Here is a 19,891-nt window from a genome sequence, read left to right on the forward strand (position 1 = left end):
TGTCTTCCTCTCTTTTTAACTCTTCTCTCATAGAAAAGACCTAAACTCCTTTTAATTCCTCAACTTTTAAAAAAAGGTACCGATACAATCTCTTAAATGGTAAAATGTTGTGTAATAATAACGAAAATTCTAAAAAATCGTTATTATCATTTTAGAAAGGAGCGTAGCAATGAATCCATCCGAAAATCTGTCAACAAAACGTATCACAAGCAATATTTTTAAAGGATCTGTCGGGAACTTAATTGAATGGTATGACTGGTATGTTTATTCAGCTTTTGCTATTTATTTTTCTTCTCAATTTTTCCCTCAAGGTAGTTCGACAATTCAACTCTTAAATACAGCAGCCATTTTTGCTGTTGGGTTCCTTATGCGTCCGCTTGGAAGTTTAATTTTTGGACGCTATGCAGACAAGTATGGGAGACGAGCTGCATTAACGCTTTCCATTACGATTATGGCAAGTGGGTCTTTGATTATCGCCTGTACACCGAGTTATGAAAGTATTGGAATATTTTCTCCTATTATTTTAGTATTGGCTCGTCTTCTTCAAGGGCTTTCACTTGGAGGAGAGTATGGAACATCTGCCACATATCTCTCTGAGATGGCAAGCAGCGGACGCCGCGGCTTCTATTCAAGTTTTCAGTATGTAACTCTTGTTGGTGGGCAAATGACAGCACTTGGCGTACAAATTATTCTTCAAAATACGCTTTCTGAAAGCGATATGCTCGCTTTTGGATGGAGAATTCCGTTCGTTATCGGTGCTATTGGTGCACTGAGTGTTCTTTGGCTCCGCCGAACAATGGATGAATCTGAACAGTTCACTAAAACAAAAGAGAAATCAAAACATCCTAAAGAAGCAGGAACGTTAAAACAACTAATGAAACATCCTAAAGCAGTCTTAACGGTTGTTGGACTAACGCTTGGTGGGACGGTTGCTTTTTATACGTATACAACATACTTACAAAAATTCATGATCAACACAACAGGATTAGAAAAAGATGTTGTTAGTATTATTAACTTTGTTGCTCTTCTCGTTTTCATGATTTTACAACCACTCGCGGGAGCACTCTCTGATAAAATCGGACGTCGCCCTCTTCTTATGTTTTTTGGAATCGCAGGAACGATTTTAACAGTACCGCTTTTCTTTCTTCTCCAAAAGACAAACAGTCCTATTATAGCTTTTCTACTTATGATGGGAGGACTGATAATGGTCACAGGCTACACGTCCATTAATGCCATTGTAAAAGCGGAACTTTTCCCAACAGAAATCCGTGCATTAGGAGTTGGCTTCCCGTACGGAGTCACAGTTGCCATCTTTGGTGGAACAGCAGAATTCATTGCACTTGGATTAAAAAATGTTGGAGTTGAATCCCTTTTCTTCTTTTATGTTGCAGGATGTATCGCTATTAGTTTTCTTGTTTACTGGCGAATGGGTGAATCCTCTAAAAACTCCTACATCGAAAAAGAATGAACATAAAAAGCTTTGAGCACAATCGCTCAAAGCTTTTTTGCTAATACAGTCGCTTTTCATAGCCTTCTTGAAGGCTTTTTTGAATACTTTCTTCTGTTGCATTAGGAAGCTTAACATGATGTGCTAACATTTTAGCTGCTGATGGATATTTTTTAGGCCAATGTTCAGGTTCCCAAAGAGAAGACCTCTTAAAGGCTTTCGCACAATGAATAAAACATTCTTCAACTTCAACTAAAATACCGATAAGCGGGACTTTTCCTTCCACTTCTAGTTGTTTAAGTAATTCTTCATCTTTTACTAAAGTTGCTTTTCCATTTACACGTAGCGTTTCTCCCATTCCTGGGATGAGAAAAAGGAGGCCAACGTAAGGGTTTTTTAAAATGTTGCGGAGCGAATCCATTCGTTTATTTCCTCTTCGTTCAGGAATTAATAAATGATTGTTATCCAAAACAGAAACAAATCCAGGTGGTAGCGTAGATACCCAGTGCCTTGCCATATTTCTATGGTAGGTTCCCATGCATCCCCCCCAGAACCGTACGTACACGTCTCCATGTATACGGCTCGCCATTAACTTACTTCAATCTAACAGTCCAGCATGGAGTTTGCGATGACAGTCATTGCCCTGTCCCAGGGCACAAAGTGCTATTGTTTTGCGAATTCTGGCTATCATCGCTTGTTCCCATCGCTTTTTACCTTTTAAATCCTTTAATTTTCTTACATGATGAATTTCTAAATCGACGTTTTCCGCATGGCACCATTCACAGGGTTCTGCCTTTAGTCTTGAAATAAGACTAGTTCTACCATGATCAAATTTACTGATAGGTAGGTCTGTATTAGTGTGGTCTGCCTTTATGGAGGTGTTTCTTTTGAACCCATCATTATAAAAGTATCGGATTTTGTTAGCTTTCTTCGTTTTGTATCTAACCGCAAAGACTCCGTTAATGCAATATTTGTTTTTTATTTTACCTATTGATTTTTTGTATTTGTTGGCAAAAGTTTTGTAAAGACTGTATTCCATAAAGTATTTGAATTTATTAAGTCCACTTACGTTATGCGCTAGCCTATAGTAGTTGTATATACCCCTGATTTCAGCATTATAACGAGTGAGGATTTCCAAATCATCGTTATTAGCCAGTATCCTCCGATGCATCGGTTTCCAATTGCGTCCATCCATTTTTATAGCTTTGTATTCTATAAGTTTACTCACCCAAGCTTCTCTTGGCATGTAAATGGAAACTCTTCCAGAGTTAGAACGCGAGAGAACCTTCTTTTGTTGTCCAGCTGGTCTTGTTAAGGGTTTTGGTTGTTGATTTCTGCTAATGGCAATGTCATAACCTAAGAATCTAGCGAACTTACTACTGTTTGTGATAAGTGTCTTTTCTTGAGAGAGTTCGAGTTTCAATTTATGACCGATGAACTCAGTTAGTTCTTTTTTTATCATGACTGCATCTTCCTTGCTGCCAATAAGACCAATTAGCCAATCATCCGCATATCTGACATATTTCAATCTTCTGTAATTTTGATCCATAGGATCTTTTGAAGGTAACTTTATTTTTCTATTATTGGTTTCTTTGATGTAACCAATAATTTCTTCACGTTCGCCTTCTTTCAGTGTTCCTTTGGCAACCTTATCCTTTAATTTCTTTTTAAGAATCATACTTTTTGCGTGCAGTTTTTTGTAATCAGGATTTTCCACCTTACGTTTGCCCTTATTGAATTTATCTCGGAATCCCTCAATGAATTGATCTAATTCATTAAGATAGATGTTAGAAAGGATGGGGCTGATAATACCTCCTTGAGGTACGCCACTGTAAGAATTGTGGTACTTCCAATCCTCTACATATCCTGCTTTAAGAAATTTCCAGATAAGTCTTAGAAATTTTTCATCCTTGATTCTTTTACGTAGTAAATTAATCAAGATCGAATGATCTATGTTGTTAAAGAACCCTTTTATATCTCCTTCTATAAACCATTTTACTCCATTGAAGGTGTCAGCGATTTGCTTGATGGCTGTGTGACAGCTTTTGTTTGGTCGATAACCATGAGAACTGTTACTAAACGAACTTTCGTAGATACTTTCCAGAATAGACTTCACTACAGTTTGTAACAATTTATCATCAAATGATGGAATACCAAGTGGTCTTTTGCCATTATCACGCTTTTTTCTGATATAGGTTCTTCTTACTGGAGTCGGTTGATACTTTTCATCCTTGAGTAAATCAATAATATTATGGATTCTTTTCATGCTCATGCCATCGATTGTTGTATTGTCTGACCCTTTAGTCATGTTACCAGGGTTAGGGTAAATTTCATCATATGCCATAAGGTAAAACTCAGGATTGTATAGGTTTCTGTATACTCTTTGATACTTGTAATTTTCGTCATTGGACTTACTTGTTAGATTGTCCAATACTACTCGAGGATTTCTCATAGAGCCTCTCGCTCCTTCTTCTTATAATATTGGATTCAGTTAACTGTCCTCCTTCGCCATCCTAGCTTCTCAGCTATGACCTAACATGCGTTATCTGATGTTAGCGTAATAGGTTTTCCCTATCTCAAACTAGTACGAAGACTCCGTTGTCATATCGATTTTTCAATCCCACATGGATATAGCCCGTAAGGGCATATCGACTTAGACAATCTCCATTTAGATTATGCAGGGAAGCTTGTAATAGTATCGGATGTGACTTTCGCCATTTATCATCTTACAGATGTTGGTCAGTGGGGGGTCATATTTCAATGCGTCACACATCCATTAAAATCCCCACTTGCATAGCATTTCACGTGTTGTTTACTATGGTCCACGATACAACCCCTCTGGCTATCATTCAAGCAGTGTAGCTTTCATCCTTGTCTATTACTTTGGTCTTGCCATCCAGTCGTACTGTAACACGCCAGTAACTTGTGGCTTTATAGACATGCTATTGTCCCCATGTTGGTTTCCCAACACAAGTGTCTTGATATCTTAATAATATCAATAAGTCTTTGACCTTATGATGTTATGACCACATCAGCTGTTTGCTACGACAGCAATCCCTAACACATCCTTATGGACGCACCATCACCTCGTGGAGAGGCGTCACAACAACTTCCACTTGAAGAAGATAAAATAATAAACGGTGACTGCGCAATAAAATCGCGACAGTGTTGATCAACGCAATTAATCACTTTCTTGCGGGCCATTTCATTTGATTCACCAATAAGCGATAAAAGCTCTCCTTCTGTTTTAACTTTCTGCGAGAAAAGTAACGTCATAAACAATCCCCCTTTACTTCCTCATTTTAACAAAAAAAGACCCTAAAAATTAGGATCTTTTATGTTAATCTTGATTTGTTAATAAAATAGGACCTTCTTTTGTAATGGCAATTGTGTGTTCATATTGAGCAGATAGCTTGCCATCTACAGTTCGCGCTGTCCAACCATTATCGTCCATTTTCGCCTGCCATGTTCCTTCATTGATCATTGGCTCGATTGTAATAACCATGCCTTCTTTTAAGCGTGGACCTTTTCCTTTTGGCCCGTAGTGAGCAACGTGAGGGGGTTCGTGAATTGTTGGCCCAATACCATGACCTGTGAAATCTCTTACAACAGAAAAGCCTTCTCCCTCTGCATAAGACTGAATAGCATGGCCAATATCACCTAAACGATTCCCTGCTTGTGCTACTTCAATTCCTTTATATAAAGACTCTTTTGCAACTTCTAAAAGATGTTTTGTTTTTTCATCTGTATTTCCAACTTCATATGTCCAAGCAGAATCCGCTAGACTTCCGTTTAAGTTTACAACCATATCAATTGTAACAATATCTCCATCTTTTAAGGGTTGTTTGCGCGGAAAACCGTGACAAATCTCATCATTAATAGATGCGCATGTTGCATATTTATAACCTTTGTAGCCTTTTTGTTCAGCTGTTGCACCATGCTTTTTTAAGAACCCTTCAACAAAACGTTCAATTTCTAACGTTGTTACGCCCGGTTTGATCATTTTTGCAATTTCTTTATGACAAGAAGCTAACAGCTTTCCCGCTTCGTGCATTAAGTTAATTTCTCTTGCTGATTTTAAAGTAATCATTCTCATAACTCCTAACTCATGAATTAAATTCACATTTCTTTTGTAGCATTGCTTTACTTCATTCGTCCGTACGCAAAGATACATCTTTACTATATTAACATATGCTTTACAGAAACATAATACGTGAAGGCTTATATTTTGAGATTTTGTTTTTCTGTGCTTTTTCGGTCTTTTGTAGTATGAGTTAGAAAAAAAGACCGCAACCATTTATTTTATTCTTTTTTAATACAGTTCAAAATTGAAGTGAATTAAGTAAAGTTGTTAAAATATACATATAAAAGCAAAAATGAAAATTTCTTCAAATGAACTCTGAACACTGAACAAAGGAGATGGAGAGCATGAGTGAAAAAACGTTCATTATTTCAGCTGGAAGAAGTGGGTCAACAGCTCTTTCTAATTGCATTAACATGCACCCACACCTTTTAAGCTTATCAGAATTTTTTATGTCGATTCATTTTCAAGCAAGTCAAGAAGATAAGTGGATTGGACTTTCAGATGAAGTATGGGATGGAGAAAAGTTTTGGGCCTTTTTATCCGAAAAAGCACCAAGTCTTATTCCTTTCTATATGAAGAAAGGTGTTTCATTCAAAGAATTTCTGTACAACATAACCGAAACGTCAAAATTTAACGAAAAAACAGGCATACCTGGGATTATATCAATGCCATTGCCACACATTACAAATGATCCTGATTCTCTTTTTGAGGAAATGGAAACCGTTGTTAAGCATTTTCCTAAAGATCATCTTTCAAATCAATATAACCGGTTATTTTCTTGGCTTTTAAATAAATTTCAAAAAGAGGTTTGGATTGAACGCTCTGGTTTATCCATTCTCTTTGTAGATCAACTTCTTAAGATGTTTCCAGATGCAAAGTTTGTTTTTCTGTATCGAGACGTCAGAGAAAATATTATGGCATTTAATCGTTTTCAAGGATTTAAGCTTGGCATGGCATTTAAACAAGCTTATGAAGAAACAGGATTAAAGCCGTCAGATAATAACACCCGACCTGAAGATTTCGGGGACCTTTCATGGCTTCATCCAGATCAGTTTAGTATTGAAAAATTAAATAAATTTGAGATTCCTTTTCAAACTTTCGGTGCTGAACTCGCTTCTGCTGTTCTTCACACAGAGGAAACGCTCGCTAAGCTCCCTTCACATCAAGTGCATCACTTGTGCTACGAAAAGCTTGTGAAAAATCCTAAAGACAACTTAAAACAACTTATTACATTTATAAATAACGGCTGGGATGAGAAAACAGACGATATGTGGGTCGAAAAAGCAGCACCAATATTCCGCCCCAAGCCTGATACGTGGCCAACTTTACCAGAAGAAAAGAAAAAAGAACTACAAAATATTTGTGAACCAGCTTTAAAAAAACTCAACTATACGTAAATAAAAAGAACTCTTACACACGTTGTGTAAGAGTTCTTTTTTTATTTTGTTTGACTTTCAACAGTGTTTGTACCAAAATATTTTTGAGAAAGTTTTTCTAGTGTGCCGTCTTCTTTAAGTTTCTTAAGCTCTGTGTTTACTTTTTCTCTTAACTCATCGTTATCTTTTTGGAAAGGAAATGCTGTTGCATCCTCATCAATTGGCTTTCCAACAAGCTTTGCTTTGAAATCATGTTTATTAATTTCAGCTGAAAGAACAGAACCTGAATTTACATATCCGTCAATACGGCCTAATTCAACATCGTTCATTGCTCCTTCACGTGTTTCATACGTTTTGATATTAAGGTTCATTTTATTTTTCGTATTATACTCTTGAAGCTTTTCGACATGGTTAGAACCTAAGACACCTGCCACTGTTTTTCCTTTTAAATCTTCAATTTGATTTACGTTCTTATTATCTTTGCTTGTAACAATTTGTGTTCCAATATAAGAGTATGGATCAGTAAATTTATACATTTTTTCACGCTCAGCTGTCACTGCTACCGCATTTGCCACAGTATCAATTCGACCTGAATTCAGCTGTCCCATTAGACCACTAAAATCTGTTGTTGTCCATTCTACTTTGTACCCAAGATTTTTAGCAATTGTGTTCATTACCTCTACATCATAACCAACAAGTTTACCATCTTCTTGATATGCGTTTGGAAAACTTTGACCTGTTGCTCCAACTTTAATTACTTTTTCATCTGAACCTTTGCTTTTCTCATCTGAAGAATTTCCGCATGCGGCAAGTGCCACAGATAATAGAACTACAGTAACAAGCGTTAATAGCTTTTTCATTTAATGAACTCCCTTCTTTCACCTAAAATACCCTTTTAAAATTTTTCAATCTCTTCATACTATGTGCTCTTTTTTTCTTTTTATAATACGTCAAGAAGCTCTCGCATTGTTTGGCTTCTCTCAAGCTGTTGAATTTCATCTACTATTTTCACCGTTTTTGGTTCATCCTGCAAAGCGCTGGAAAGCTTCTTGTGTAGTTCTTCAAAAGATAATCCATTTCCAGGTGCTCCTTTAGGAAGATCAACACGTTCTGTGAAAGTGTCACCTCTCGCTTCAACTTCAACAATCGTAAAGCGGCCTTTTGGAACTGCAGTTGGCGAAGGCACTACGTCCCCTCTATACACTCTCTCAATACGAGGTAAAAAAGCTTTTATACTAGAATCAATCGGTTTATTTTTAAAACTTTCTAATCCAAGTGCTTTTTTATGTAAAGCAAGCGCAACAACGTACTCAACGCTAAAGCGGCCTTGTTCACCAGTTTGCGGATTTTGTTCTACAAGTGCAGCATCTCCTCCTTTTGGAAAAGAGATTTTAACACTTGTCACATCTTCTACACGAAATTCATTTTTGTGTGAAAGCTTAACAGCAGCATCTGCCGCATGATGAGCAGCAGAACAAAAGGGATAAATCTTAAACCAAAGACCTGGTGAATAAATTTTCCACTCCTCTCCCCAACGTGAGAAGAAAAGAGATGATGGAGCAGGATCTTCTCCATAGAGAGCGAAGAAACCGCTATTGCCATCTAATGCATTTTGTGTTCCTCCAAAATCGATTTCTGCAAGTTTTAAAGCTTGCAAAGCATTGCGTGCTGCAAGCCCTGCATGAAGGGGCTTTGTTTCTGTTCCAAACTGAGCCCTCATTCCCCCAGTCTGCGTTGCTGCAAAACCGATAACTTTTTGAAGTGTTTCTACTGAAACATTTTTTAAATATCCACATGCTATACTTGCAGCAATTGTTCCAAGCGTTGCTGTATTATGCCACCCTTTAATATAGTGATCACTGCCAATAGCTTGTCCTAATCTCGCCATAACTTCTACACCTATCACATAAGCACTCAAGAAACGTTCCCCACTTACATCTTCACAGGAGGAAAGAGACAAAAGCGCCGGTAAGATAACAGTGCTCGGATGCCCTCTTACATCTGAATGAACATCGTCGTAATCAAGCGCATGACCGAGAAAACCATTTATTAAAGCACCTTGCAAAAAGTTTGCTTTTTTGTTCTGACCGATAATGGGGACGTTATGATAACCTCCCTCTTCTTCAATGAGTTTTAACAGCTTTTGAACTCCTTTATCATCTCGGGCTGCAAAGCTTGAAGCAAGATAGTCGATTACTCCAAGCTTCGCCATTTCTAGTGCTCTTTTATCTTCAAGCGGATGTGAAGAATACACAAGCTCGGATAGTTTTTTTGTTATTTCCATGTTTCTAACACTTTCAACGCTAAATTGGCAAAATAGGAAGATGCAACTTCAAGCGCACCTTCTTCTAATGTAAAGGCTGGATGGTGCCATTCTTGAGTACCGTTTGTGCCCATCCATACAAAGAAACCTGGAATTTTCGTTTGATATACAGCGAAATCTTCTCCACCTGGGCTCTTTTCTGCTTCAACTGCTTCATATCCTAATTCAATCGCTGCCTCTGTTGCAACTTCAGCAAAGCGAGCATCATTCTGCACAGAAGGCAGATATGGGTACCAACGAAATTCAGCTTTTGCTCCATATCCTGCTGCAACTCCTTCAACGGTTCGCTGCATAAACTCTGGAATTTTTGCGCGTGCGTCATCTTGGAATGTTCTCACAGTTCCTTCAAGCTTCACTTTGTCAGGGAGAACGTTCCATGAACTTCCTCCATGAATATTACAAATACTTACAACCGCATTTTGCAACGAGCTTACGTTTCGACTTACAACAGATTGCAAACTTGTCACAATAGAGCTTGCTGTCACAATCGAATCAATGCTGCTATTTGGGATACCTGCATGACCGCCAACACCAATGACGTCAATTTCAAAACGATCAACACTTGCCATTAAGGCCCCTTCGCGTATGCCAACTGTTCCAACTGGAAGATCTGGTTTGTTGTGCATACCAAAGATAGCTTCCACTCCTTCAAGCGCTCCTGCTTCAATGACTTTCTTGGCACCAGAAGCTATTTCTTCTGCTGGTTGAAAAATAAAACGCACAGTCCCTTGCAGTTGATCTCTCTTCTCTTTTAGGAGAAGAGCTGTTCCGATAATGGAAGCTGTATGAAAATCATGGCCGCAAGCATGCATCACTCCATCTACTTTAGATGAGAACGGAAGGTTTGTTTCTTCTTTTATAGGTAATGCATCAATGTCTGCGCGAATCGCAATCGTTGGTCCTGGCTTTGCCCCTTTAATTTCTGCGATAACCCCAACTTCAAGGTTTTCAAAAGGAAGAATATCAATATCGCCCTCTTCTAACCAGCGACGAATTCGTTTTGTTGTCTCAATTTCCATCATAGAAAGCTCAGGATATTCATGAAGTTCACGACGCATGTTTGTAAGCTTTTCTAAAAGCTTTTCATTTCCTTGTTGATGTAAAGTCACGTTCTTCATTCCTTTCCTTTTTGTTTACTGACTACCAACTTGCTGTAAGAATTTTTTTGTGCGTTCATGTTTTGGGAAGTCAAAAATTTCCTCTGGTGTTCCTTGCTCGACAATATGGCCGTCCGCCATAAAAATAACCTTGTCTGCTACTTCACGCGCAAAGTCCATTTCATGAGTTACAATCAGCATGGTTGTTTGTCTTTCTGCGATTTCTTTAATAACTGCAAGCACTCCAGATACAAGTTCAGGGTCAAGTGCGGATGTAGGTTCATCAAACAAAAGAGCATATGGATCAATAGCAAGTGCTCTTGCTATTCCAATTCGCTGCTGCTGTCCACCTGAAAGTGTGATAGGATAACTGTCTGCTTTATGAGCAAGTCCAACTTGCTCTAAAAGATTCATTCCAATCTCATTCGCTTCTTTTGGTTTTATTTTTTTCGTTATAATAAGTGCCTCTGTTACATTTTGAAGCACTGTTTTGTTTTTAAAAAGATTGTAATGTTGGAAAACCATCGCTGTTTGCCTTGTTAAAGCATGCGCTTGTTTGCGACTATATCTCTCTGCATTCAGCTTAACATCCCCAATTTGAATTTCTCCTTTATTAGGAGTCTCAAGCAAGTTCAAGCAGCGGAGAAACGTTGATTTACCAGAACCAGAAGGACCGATAATCGCAACAACTTCCCCTCGCTCAACTTCTATACTTATTCCATCTAGAACCGTTAAATCTTTGAATTTTTTCACCAAATCTTTTACAACGATCAATTGTTACACCTCCTAGTTTCGGTACGGTTTCCCAATGATTTTTTCGATTACAGATTGAATAATGCTATAAATAATTGTTAATAACCAATATAAAATAGCAATTGCTAAATATGTTTCAAGGTAACGAGCAGATGCAGACGCTAAAATCTTACCTTGTGCAAAAAGTTCTGTTAGACCTAGTGTAAACGCAAGAGACGTTTCTTTTAACAATCCAATAAACGTATTCCCTGTTGCAGGAATTGCATTTCTTGCTGCTTGTGGTAAAATCACTCTTCTATATGCTTGGAACTTTGTCATTCCAACAGATGTACATGCTTCAAGCTGCCCTTTATCAACAGAATCTAATCCTGCGCGAAAGATCTCAGCTAAATATGCGGAGTTCTTCACACTTAGACCAATAATCGCAGCTGTTAAAGCCTGCATTGCCTGAAGTCCAGGAAAAATCTGTGGAAGTCCATAATAAATTAAGAAAAGTTGCACAAGCGTTGGTACCGCTCTAAAGAATGAAATATATAAGCTTGCTAACTGGTGCAAAACAGGGATTTTGCTCTTTGTAATAAGAGCGAGTACGAGTCCTACAATAATCGCAACAATCATCGCAACTACGGCCATTAACAATGTAACCGGAATATACGGGATAACGTCCGGAAAAACGTTAATAAAATAATTTAAATCAAAATTCATATTCCACACCACCTTACTTCTCTAAATAGCATTTTTTATTTTTATCCTCTATAAAGATTTACTAAAAATCTTCACGAAGCTTCTTAACTAAATATACGGTAATATGTCCTTTTCCTAAGTCGTGTGATCCTGCCTTTTCATATCCTTTGCGTTCATACATTTCAATAAGCCAAGGATGTTTGTCAGCCGTTCCTAAAGAAACGGCTGGACATTTTAAGGTTTCTCTTAGTACCGTATTTTCTAACCATTCCATCATTAAGCTCCCAATGCCCTTTTTACCATAGCTTGGATCTACTGCAAACCACCAAATATGCGGATATTCAAAGGGTCCTGGCTGAGGCCCCCATGGCATCCTAAGTGAAGCTGTTGCAATAATGTTTCCATCCTCTTCTAACACATAACACATATTATTTCGAACGTTCTTCTTTACGAACGCAAGGTCTGCTGTTGCTGCCGCAAAGTTGATTCCTAGTTCTCGAATCGGCTCATATGCTCGAAGTGTTAAGTCTAAAAGCTTCTCTGCATCTTCTTCAGTTGCTAGTCGATAGTTTCTCATTTTGTCACCTCAGCATCTTTTAAAATCAATTAGAAGCATAGCGATTTTTAGGTTCTTTTAATTCAAGATGATCACGAAGCGTTTTACCTTCGTACTCTTTTCGATATACGCCTCTTTCTTGAAGAATCGGAACGACTTTTTCAACAAAGTTTTCTAAACCTTCAGGAAGAAGTGGCGGCATAAGATTAAAACCATCACAAGCTTCTCTTTCAACCCATTCTTCCATTTTATCTGCAAGTTGTTCTGGTGTACCAATGAAGATATGATGTCCACGTGAACCTGCTACAGACTTATATAATTGTTCTAGTGTAAGATCATCTTTTTCAGCCATTTTCTTAATAAGCTCATAGCGACTTTGGACTCCGTCTACTTTTTCAATATTCAAGTCAGAAAAACGACTTTGGAGTGGATATTGAGTTAAATCAATACCACCTAAGTAATTGGATAAAATGCTTAATCCAAGCTCAACAGGAATTAGATCTTGAAGTTCTTGATATTTAGCATGTGCTTCTTCTTCCGTATCACCAATAATCGGAAAAATCCCAGGCATAACAAGAACTTCATCAGGATTTCTACCAAAAGAACGTACTTGCTCTTTAATTCCCTTGTAGAACTTTTTAGCATCTTCGATATTATTTTGTGCTGTAAAAATCACTTCAGCAATTTGCGCTGCAAGAGCCTGTCCTGCCGGCGATGAACCTGCTTGAATAATAACTGGATATCCTTGAGGAGCACGGGCAATATTTAAAGGACCTTGAACAGAGAAAAATTCACCTTTATGTCCAAGCTCGTGCATTTTATCTTCATTAATAAACTTACCGTCTTCTTTATCGCGAATAAACGCGAATTCTTCCCATGAATCCCAAAGGCCTTTGACAATTTCCACAAACTCTTCTGCACGCTCATAGCGCTTGTCATGTTCAAGGTGCTCGGTTTTACTGAAGTTTAGACCTGTTTGAGGGATAGAAGATGTTACAACATTCCATCCAGCACGCCCACTGCTTAAATGATCTAAAGAAGCGAACTGTCTTGCAATGTGAAAAGGTTCGCTATATGTTGTAGAAGCTGTTGCAGCTAAGCCAATATGCTTTGTTGCCCCTGCCATAGCTGTTAAAAGGGTAAGCGGTTCAAAGCGTGTAATAATATTTGGATGAGAATTTTTGTTAACAGATAAACTGTCAGCTAAAAAGATCATGTCTAATTTCCCTTTTTCAGCTGTCTGAGCTAAATTGATTAGATAAGGGAGATTCATGGCTCCATCCTCAATTGCTTTTGGATGTCTCCAAGATGCGATATGATGACCAGTACCAGCAAGAAACAGGCCAACTTTTATTTCCTTTTTGTTACTCATAACAACGATTTCCTCCTATAAAAAATTTACGTTTAATCTCTTTATAAACAAAAGTTAAAGGCACTTATATGTTCAATTTTTCACTTTGTGTTTCATGTACTCCCTTAGGTTATGTAGAAAAATGAACAACTAATCATATTGAATTCGAGATATTCAGTCTTTTTAAAACCTTTATAATATAAAGGTTTTAAAACCAAGTATTCTAATATGTATTATCAGTTTTAAAGTCCTTCCTATAATTTATATGACAGGCCCTTATCTGTCAAACAAAAATCACTGCAAAAGTCTCTTGTTTTCTGAAATTGTCGCTTAATGATTGATTATACCGATAATGTTAGTCGGGTTCAACGCTTTAACGCTAATTTTTCGAGAAATTTCGACAAATATAAAGGTCATTTTACTTTAGTTATTTTTTCGTTAGTTTCTTTAATAATGTTAGAAAAAGAGCTTTATTTTTGTTTTCTTCTACAACAGGACTTTCTATATAAGAAAATTTACGTTTAAACACCGCTTCTTTCACTGGAAGAATCGCTATCCTTTCCTCCTTTTTAAGAGCATATGTAGATAACATGGACATTCCCATTCCATTCAACACTGCTTCTTTAATAGCTTGGTTACTGCTCATTGTAATAAATGTACGTGCTTTTAAACCGTTAGAATCAAGCACATGTTTTAAATACTCTCTTGTGCCTGACCCCTTTTCTCGCGTAATCCATGTTTGATTTTGTAAATCTGACAAAGAAAGATTTTTTTGAGTCAGAAACAAACTGTTTTCCTTTACAATAATAGAAAGCTCGTCTTCTAAAAATGGCGAAATCTGAAGTTCAGTATGATTGACTCGTCCTTCAATAAGACCAATGTCAGCTTGAAAAAGTCGCACATGTTCAGCAATTTGCGCTGTATTATCAATCAGTACTTCAATTTCTACATGTGGATATAGTTGATGAAATTCACTGAGTAACTTTGGCAACACATACTCACCAATTGTAAAACTCGCCCCGATCGTTAATTTTCCTTGAACAAAATGATGATATTCGTAAATCTCTTGTTTTGCTTGTTTGTATAAATGAAGAATTTGCTTTGCTCTTTCATAAAGCATTTCTCCCGTAGGAGTTACTGTGACCATTTTAGGCGTTCTTTTGAGAAGTGTTGTCTGAAACTCTTCTTCAAGGTTTTTAATATGTAAACTTACGCTAGGTTGAGAAATCCGTAGTTTCTCGGCTGCTTTTGTAAAATTTCTTTCCTCGACTACACTAACAAATGTTTTCAAAGCATCATAGTACATAACGCCCCTCCTATTATTAAAAAAACTAATCATTACTATCATTTATATGTATTTTACTTATCCTTTTTCTTTACGTAAAGTTAATAATAGCTAAAAGAGGAAGGAGCAGCATTTATGGATAAGAAGCGTTTATTTTTTATAGGAGGAGTATTTGTTACGGCTATCATTGCAGCATTCTCCTATTTGTTAGCGAAACTTCCATATCTATCTGTTGTGGGGCAGCTCGTTATCGCTATTATGATTGGTATGTTGTTAAAAACACTTATTTCTGTCCCCATTTCTCTAAATAGCGGAATCTCTTTCTCCAACAAGAGATTGCTCAAGATGGGAATTATTCTTCTCGGAGCAAAATTAAATATAGTAGATATTTATGAAGGGGGATGGTTTCTTTCTCTTTCTACACTTACAAACATTTTAATAGCATTTGTTGCGGTTATCTTCTTTGCTAAATTGTTAAAAGTGGATAAAACCCTCTCACTTTTAACAGCGTGTGGAACAGCTATTTGTGGAGCAGCTGCTGTTGTAGCAATTGCTGTTCAAATAAAAGCTCAAGATGAAAAAACAGCAACAAGCATTGCAGTTGTAGCACTGCTTGGCACATTTTTCACCATTTTATACACTTCACTTTTCCCCCTGTTACCACTCTCTAAAACGGAGTATGGCCTCTTTGCAGGTGGAACGCTTCACGAAATTGCCCATGTTATAGCAGCTTCCACTCCTTTTGGTCAAGAAGCTGTTGAAGCAGCTCTTATCGCTAAACTTTCTCGAGTACTCATGCTTGTGCCAATTGCCTTTATAGTAGGTTTATTTTTTAATAAGAACAAAGAAATATCCCACTGTACGACCATTACTTTTCCTTGGTTTATCATTGGATTTCTTATCATGAGTATTCTCAATACGTTTGGGCTTTTTACAGAAGAAACAAAATCCTATCTACAAACAATTGCTTACCTGCTCATTTCCATGGCTATGGGAGCTCTTGGGTTACAAGTGAGAATAGAAACCTTAATAAAAAAAGGGAAAAGTGCTTTCTTTGCCTGTTTGTTCGGTTCTTTAGTTTTATCTATTGCTGGGTTTTTCATCGTTTTTTGGACTCATTAATCTGTATTTCATAGGTCAAATTTAAAGCATGTAGTATAGAAAAGAAGGATCGTATACGATCCTTCTTTTCTTAACGTTTTTTTATCCTTACAATGCCTTTTATACCTATAAACAATGCACGTAAAGAGAGGAAAAAGATTGTTTTTAGAAATATTATATAGTTCTTAATAACTAAAATAGATAATTATTACTTTAAAACTTTCATCATGATCTCCTTGTTCACCAGAGAAGAAATGAGTTTTTTATACATTTACTTCCTTATTAATAGATCATAATACCCCTATCTCTTTTTCTGTAATCACTCTCCTTAATTGTATAAATATGCTAAAGGCCTCTTGTGAAAGAGTTTCTCCCTTTGCTACGATTGTTTCTGTTGTCTTTTTTCATTTTTTTCTATTTAAGATAACATTTTGAATTTTTAAAAGGAGGAATACAATGAAAAACTACTGGTATCTTTTTTATCGCCCATCAGCCTTCTGGGAACAGAATAAAGTAATTAAAAGTAAGTGGGCTATATTTCTTCTATTATTAAACGCAGGCTTTACAAGTGTTGGTTTTTATGGAGTTGTTTTAACTCTTGCCCTCGGCTTTTTTCTTTATGGTTTTATGATGCTTGGCGATGTTTCTGAAACTAGTTTACTTTTTATCCCACTGAGCTTTCTTGTCCTATTTTTAATCTCATGGCTCATTGCTTTTATTATTTCATATGTCTTAGGATTTTCCACTAAAACGGTCTCAAAGTGGATAGGTGGGAAAAGCCATATGCTACAAGACCATCGCAAAGCTTATTTATTTAGCATGTTAACTTATTTACCATCGAATATTGCCTTGCTTATAGTAGCAGTCTTATCTACCATTCTTTTCTTACAAAACCCAGAACAAGTCTATGTAGAACGTGATTTTACTTTTTTACCTGTGCTAATAGGGATATGGATCATTTTGCATATTGTAGCAAGTATACGGTCAATTTTTGTGTGGTGTATTTCTATTGGAAGAGCGGAAGAAATGTCAGCGTGGAAAGGATTCCTTGCGATTATTGTGACGATAATCGGATTATGGATTATCTTAATGAGTGTTATACTTATTCTTTCGATTGCTTCAGTACCTTTCTCCTCTTAAAAAAACTAAGATAAAACATTAGGAGAGAATACATATGCGAAATTATCTGCGCATTTTTTTCAAATAGCGCGCAGCTTTTCACCATTATAAAACAAAGCTCAGCATCCCAGTAATGATTTTACTTTTATTTAATGTCGGGTTAAGCCCTCTATTTTCAAGACGCTTCGATTATACTTCTTTAGGAGAAGCTTTTCTCTCTATATTTGGGCTTGGTCTTGTTGTAGGACTTATTTACACTTTCGTTGGCAGCTTTCTTGTCAAACTTTTCATAAAACGACTAGGTGGCCAAGGAGCAATATATAAGGAACATGTACAAGCATTGCTAATTGAGTTCTTTCCTTGTATTCCCGCTAATTTAGTGGCAATCATTGTTGTTTCCATTACAGGTGCCCTTTATTTCTATCCAGCTGAATACATATCTTACTACGGAACCCCTACAGATACACTTTTAATATTTATTGCTACGATGCTAGGATTGGTTTTAGCTTTATGGAGTTTAATTAACTGGACGGTAAATATTAGCAAAATTGAAAAAGTCCGCAAATGGGTAGCTTTATTTGTTCTTATTATTTTACCGTTTGTTTTCATTGCTTCATTTTTCGTTATTTCTTATATTACTTTTCACATTATTCAACTTTTCATATAACTTCATCATAAAAAAAGAAAAAGCGACGCTATGTCGCTTTTCTTTTTAATACCGCTAGTTTAGTCCATATTCTTTTAACTTATTATATAACGTCCCTCGCGATATCCCTAATAAGTTCGCTGCTGCACTTTTATTGCCATACGTTTTCTTGAGTGCTTCCTCAATTAGAACAGCTTCATTTTTCTCTTCATTTTCTTCTACTTCCTTTTCCTCTTCTGGCAAAGAAAAATCTTCTCTCATGTTATGTGGAAGGTAACTAACACTAACATGACCTCCGTCACAGAGTAAGATAAATCGCTCGATAACGTTTCTAAGTTCTTGGACGTTTCCAGGCCAGCTGTAAGTATGCAACACTTCCATGACTTCTTCGGAAATTTCAGGTGCTTTTTTCTTATATTTTGCACTAAATTCTTGCATAAACTGCTCGACAAGTTCTTGAATATCTTCCTTACGTTCACGAAGCGGTGGAATATAAATATTCATAACTGTTAAATGATAATAAAGACTTTCGTTAAACTCTCCATTTTGCATCATTTCTTCTAAATTTTGTGATGTTGATGCAATAACACGCGTATTCTCTGAAAGGGTAACAGGTTCATTCTCCCCTACACGATAAAAGGCTTGATCATCCAAATAATTTAAGAACTTTTGCTGAACATCGAGCGGCATTTTATCAAGTTCTTCAATAAAAAGCGTTCCATTAGATGCCTGTTGAATCTTCCCTTCTTGAGTAACCTGTTCATCTTCAGTAAACGTTCTTTCTTGATATCCAAAAAGCTCAAACTCTAGAAAGTTTGGAGGAACAACTGAACAATTTAAGGTTATAAAAGGTCCTGTACGTTTTGAACCACCATAATGAATAGCTTGAGCAAGCATCTCTTTTCCAGACCCAGATTCCCCTGTTAAAAGAACAGGAATTTCTGCATACGCTACTTTTTGAGCTACTTTTAGCGCTTGATGAAGATCTGAATTTGTGCCAACAATGGACGAAAAAGGTTTAGGCTGCTGAATTAAGAGCGGAAGCGAAGAATCGAGCTCTTCATTTAGCCGGACCATCTGCGTGATATCCTGCTCTGTCGCAATACCGCCGATAATCTGATTCTGACTTGTAATTGGGGAGGCATTAATGAGGACATGATTATCGCTGTTCGGCCTGTGGTAGGTTCCTCGAACAGGACGTCCTTCATTTAAAATCCGATGCAAGACGATAGAATCGGACTGAAAATGCTCACCTATCTTCTGGCCAATAATATTTTCCCGCTTAATCTTATATGTATTTTCAGCCGCTGTATTCCAACAAACAACGTTTCCATCTCGATCAACAGCTGTCACAGCATCATTAATCGTTTCAGCAAGCGTAAAAAAAGCATTTTCTAAATTCTCGTTTCTTCGTTCCAATGTTTTAATCCAGGAAGTTGCGGTTATGATACCTTTTATTTTTCCTTCCCTGTTTGAAACAAGAAGGGGGCGATTCCAATCCAGATCGCTTAATGAAAGTTCTTCTATATAAATAGGAGATGATGGCCATTCTGTTTGTTCAATCCATTGCTTTACTAATATATCATCACCCGGAAGGAAATGGCGTTCATTGCGAGAGATAACATAATACTTCTCTCCTTCGACAACAACGAACGAGTATTCTGTTAGTTTATTTTTTATCTCAGAAATGTCTTGATTCAAAGAAGTAATAAGGAAAGACGTGTGAAGATTATTTTGTTCAAATTCGAGCATATGAGATTCCTTTCATTCTATATTTTTCATCTAATATATATATGTGATGCTATGCTTAATCTCGTTTTTAGCGTTTTTCTCTTGCAATATAGAGAACTCGCTTATTTTAATAATTCTAACATTACATAAGAAATGAAGAAAGTTTTGTAATTTTAGCATAACAAATAATTACGAAAGGAACCAATATATCTCTAATAAGAAAAGTGAATGTATTGAAGTAAGACGAATGGATCAAGAATTTTTCGGGAGAAAATGAAGGTTATAAATGATGACTATATAGATAACTATATAATAGAAGGAAAAGGTATATTATTTAG

17 protein-coding genes and 1 pseudogene are annotated in these 19,891 nt (G+C 36.8%); 5 read left to right on the forward strand and 13 right to left on the reverse strand.

Features of this window, described 5'->3' with window-relative positions:
- Positions 1-169 precede the first annotated feature (169 nt).
- Entirely contained in the window at positions 170-1,468 is a 1,299-nt protein-coding gene (locus BM012_RS08330) for an MFS transporter (RefSeq protein WP_061805076.1), read from the forward strand.
- Between the two features lie 40 nt (positions 1,469-1,508).
- Here the strand turns inward: BM012_RS08330 and BM012_RS08335 are convergent.
- From BM012_RS08335 to map, 4 genes and pseudogenes are all read right to left on the reverse strand, one after another.
- Positions 1,509-1,934 (reverse strand): annotated as a pseudogene (locus BM012_RS08335) (MSMEG_1061 family FMN-dependent PPOX-type flavoprotein); the annotation flags it as partial.
- Positions 1,935-2,045: 111 nt separating this feature from the next.
- Positions 2,046-3,899 (reverse strand): reverse transcriptase/maturase family protein, encoded by a 1,854-nt coding sequence (locus BM012_RS08340; RefSeq protein ID WP_061805075.1) that lies wholly within the window; start codon positions 3,897-3,899, stop codon positions 2,046-2,048.
- Between the two features lie 605 nt (positions 3,900-4,504).
- The gene (locus BM012_RS08345) at positions 4,505-4,723 is read right to left on the reverse strand and encodes a PNPOx family protein (RefSeq protein ID WP_061805074.1); all 219 of its coding nucleotides are present in this window, start codon (positions 4,721-4,723) and stop codon (positions 4,505-4,507) included.
- 64 nt (positions 4,724-4,787) lie between these two features.
- Positions 4,788-5,537 carry a type I methionyl aminopeptidase gene (gene map, locus BM012_RS08350; RefSeq protein ID WP_019395355.1) on the reverse strand — a complete coding sequence of 250 codons (750 nt, stop codon included), beginning with the start codon at positions 5,535-5,537 and terminating at the stop codon, positions 4,788-4,790.
- A gap of 338 nt (positions 5,538-5,875) precedes the next feature.
- Here map and BM012_RS08355 point away from each other — a divergent pair, with 338 nt between their 5' ends.
- Positions 5,876-6,928, forward strand: a complete 1,053-nt coding sequence (locus BM012_RS08355; RefSeq protein WP_061805073.1) for a sulfotransferase — start codon at positions 5,876-5,878, stop codon at positions 6,926-6,928.
- A gap of 41 nt (positions 6,929-6,969) precedes the next feature.
- Here BM012_RS08355 and BM012_RS08360 read toward each other — a convergent pair whose 3' ends face one another.
- The 8 genes from BM012_RS08360 to BM012_RS08395 form a co-directional block, all read right to left on the reverse strand.
- Entirely contained in the window at positions 6,970-7,767 is a 798-nt protein-coding gene (locus tag BM012_RS08360) for a transporter substrate-binding domain-containing protein (protein WP_061805072.1), read from the reverse strand.
- 80 nt (positions 7,768-7,847) lie between these two features.
- Positions 7,848-9,191, reverse strand: a complete 1,344-nt coding sequence (locus BM012_RS08365) for an MmgE/PrpD family protein (protein ID WP_061805071.1) — start codon at positions 9,189-9,191, stop codon at positions 7,848-7,850.
- Positions 9,182-10,288 (reverse strand): M20 peptidase aminoacylase family protein, encoded by a 1,107-nt coding sequence (locus BM012_RS08370; protein ID WP_235862810.1) that lies wholly within the window; start codon positions 10,286-10,288, stop codon positions 9,182-9,184. The genes BM012_RS08365 and BM012_RS08370 overlap by 10 nt, the downstream gene beginning before the upstream one ends.
- A 75-nt stretch (positions 10,289-10,363) precedes the next feature.
- On the reverse strand, positions 10,364-11,101 hold the full coding sequence (locus tag BM012_RS08375; protein WP_061805069.1) for an amino acid ABC transporter ATP-binding protein: 738 nt from the start codon (positions 11,099-11,101) through the stop codon (positions 10,364-10,366).
- 12 nt (positions 11,102-11,113) lie between these two features.
- Positions 11,114-11,785: an amino acid ABC transporter permease gene (locus tag BM012_RS08380; protein WP_061805068.1), complete on the reverse strand. Its 672-nt coding sequence runs from the start codon at positions 11,783-11,785 to the stop codon at positions 11,114-11,116.
- A 61-nt stretch (positions 11,786-11,846) separates the two neighbouring features.
- The gene (locus tag BM012_RS08385; RefSeq protein ID WP_061805067.1) at positions 11,847-12,341 is read right to left on the reverse strand and encodes a GNAT family N-acetyltransferase; all 495 of its coding nucleotides are present in this window, start codon (positions 12,339-12,341) and stop codon (positions 11,847-11,849) included.
- 25 nt (positions 12,342-12,366) lie between these two features.
- Positions 12,367-13,692: an LLM class flavin-dependent oxidoreductase gene (locus tag BM012_RS08390; protein WP_061805066.1), complete on the reverse strand. Its 1,326-nt coding sequence runs from the start codon at positions 13,690-13,692 to the stop codon at positions 12,367-12,369.
- Between the two features lie 406 nt (positions 13,693-14,098).
- Entirely contained in the window at positions 14,099-14,977 is an 879-nt protein-coding gene (locus BM012_RS08395) for a LysR family transcriptional regulator (protein WP_061805065.1), read from the reverse strand.
- A gap of 114 nt (positions 14,978-15,091) precedes the next feature.
- Between BM012_RS08395 and BM012_RS08400 the strand changes: the two genes are divergently transcribed.
- The 3 genes from BM012_RS08400 (at position 15,092) to BM012_RS08410 (ending at position 17,843) form a co-directional block, all read left to right on the forward strand.
- On the forward strand, positions 15,092-16,078 hold the full coding sequence (locus BM012_RS08400; RefSeq protein ID WP_061805064.1) for a YeiH family protein: 987 nt from the start codon (positions 15,092-15,094) through the stop codon (positions 16,076-16,078).
- Between the two features lie 435 nt (positions 16,079-16,513).
- The gene (locus BM012_RS08405) at positions 16,514-17,197 is read left to right on the forward strand and encodes a hypothetical protein (protein WP_061805063.1); all 684 of its coding nucleotides are present in this window, start codon (positions 16,514-16,516) and stop codon (positions 17,195-17,197) included.
- 103 nt (positions 17,198-17,300) lie between these two features.
- Positions 17,301-17,843, forward strand: coding sequence for a YIP1 family protein (locus BM012_RS08410; RefSeq protein ID WP_268801488.1), 543 nt, complete (start codon positions 17,301-17,303; stop codon positions 17,841-17,843).
- Between the two features lie 54 nt (positions 17,844-17,897).
- Here BM012_RS08410 and BM012_RS08415 read toward each other — a convergent pair whose 3' ends face one another.
- Complete coding sequence (locus BM012_RS08415; protein ID WP_061805061.1) at positions 17,898-19,574, reverse strand: sigma-54 interaction domain-containing protein; 1,677 nt, start codon at positions 19,572-19,574, stop codon at positions 17,898-17,900.
- Positions 19,575-19,891: the final 317 nt, after the last annotated feature.

Source organism: Priestia endophytica DSM 13796, assembly GCF_900115845.1.
GTDB lineage: Bacteria > Bacillota > Bacilli > Bacillales > Bacillaceae_H > Bacillus_I > Bacillus_I endophytica.

Bases quoted from the DNA above. Each gene is read 5' to 3' on its own strand.
- BM012_RS08330 (WP_061805076.1), top strand. From the start codon at position 170: ATGAATCCATCCGAAAATCTGTCAACAAAACGTATCACAAGCAATATT.
- BM012_RS08340 (WP_061805075.1), bottom strand. From the start codon at position 3,899: ATGAGAAATCCTCGAGTAGTATTGGACAATCTAACAAGTAAGTCCAAT.
- BM012_RS08345 (WP_061805074.1), bottom strand. From the start codon at position 4,723: ATGACGTTACTTTTCTCGCAGAAAGTTAAAACAGAAGGAGAGCTTTTA.
- map (WP_019395355.1), bottom strand. From the start codon at position 5,537: ATGATTACTTTAAAATCAGCAAGAGAAATTAACTTAATGCACGAAGCG.
- BM012_RS08355 (WP_061805073.1), top strand. From the start codon at position 5,876: ATGAGTGAAAAAACGTTCATTATTTCAGCTGGAAGAAGTGGGTCAACA.
- BM012_RS08360 (WP_061805072.1), bottom strand. From the start codon at position 7,767: ATGAAAAAGCTATTAACGCTTGTTACTGTAGTTCTATTATCTGTGGCA.
- BM012_RS08365 (WP_061805071.1), bottom strand. From the start codon at position 9,191: ATGGAAATAACAAAAAAACTATCCGAGCTTGTGTATTCTTCACATCCG.
- BM012_RS08370 (WP_235862810.1), bottom strand. From the start codon at position 10,288: ATGCGTCGTGAACTTCATGAATATCCTGAGCTTTCTATGATGGAAATT.
- BM012_RS08380 (WP_061805068.1), bottom strand. From the start codon at position 11,785: ATGAATTTTGATTTAAATTATTTTATTAACGTTTTTCCGGACGTTATC.
- BM012_RS08385 (WP_061805067.1), bottom strand. From the start codon at position 12,341: ATGAGAAACTATCGACTAGCAACTGAAGAAGATGCAGAGAAGCTTTTA.
- BM012_RS08390 (WP_061805066.1), bottom strand. From the start codon at position 13,692: ATGAGTAACAAAAAGGAAATAAAAGTTGGCCTGTTTCTTGCTGGTACT.
- BM012_RS08395 (WP_061805065.1), bottom strand. From the start codon at position 14,977: ATGTACTATGATGCTTTGAAAACATTTGTTAGTGTAGTCGAGGAAAGA.
- BM012_RS08400 (WP_061805064.1), top strand. From the start codon at position 15,092: ATGGATAAGAAGCGTTTATTTTTTATAGGAGGAGTATTTGTTACGGCT.
- BM012_RS08405 (WP_061805063.1), top strand. From the start codon at position 16,514: ATGAAAAACTACTGGTATCTTTTTTATCGCCCATCAGCCTTCTGGGAA.
- BM012_RS08415 (WP_061805061.1), bottom strand. From the start codon at position 19,574: ATGCTCGAATTTGAACAAAATAATCTTCACACGTCTTTCCTTATTACT.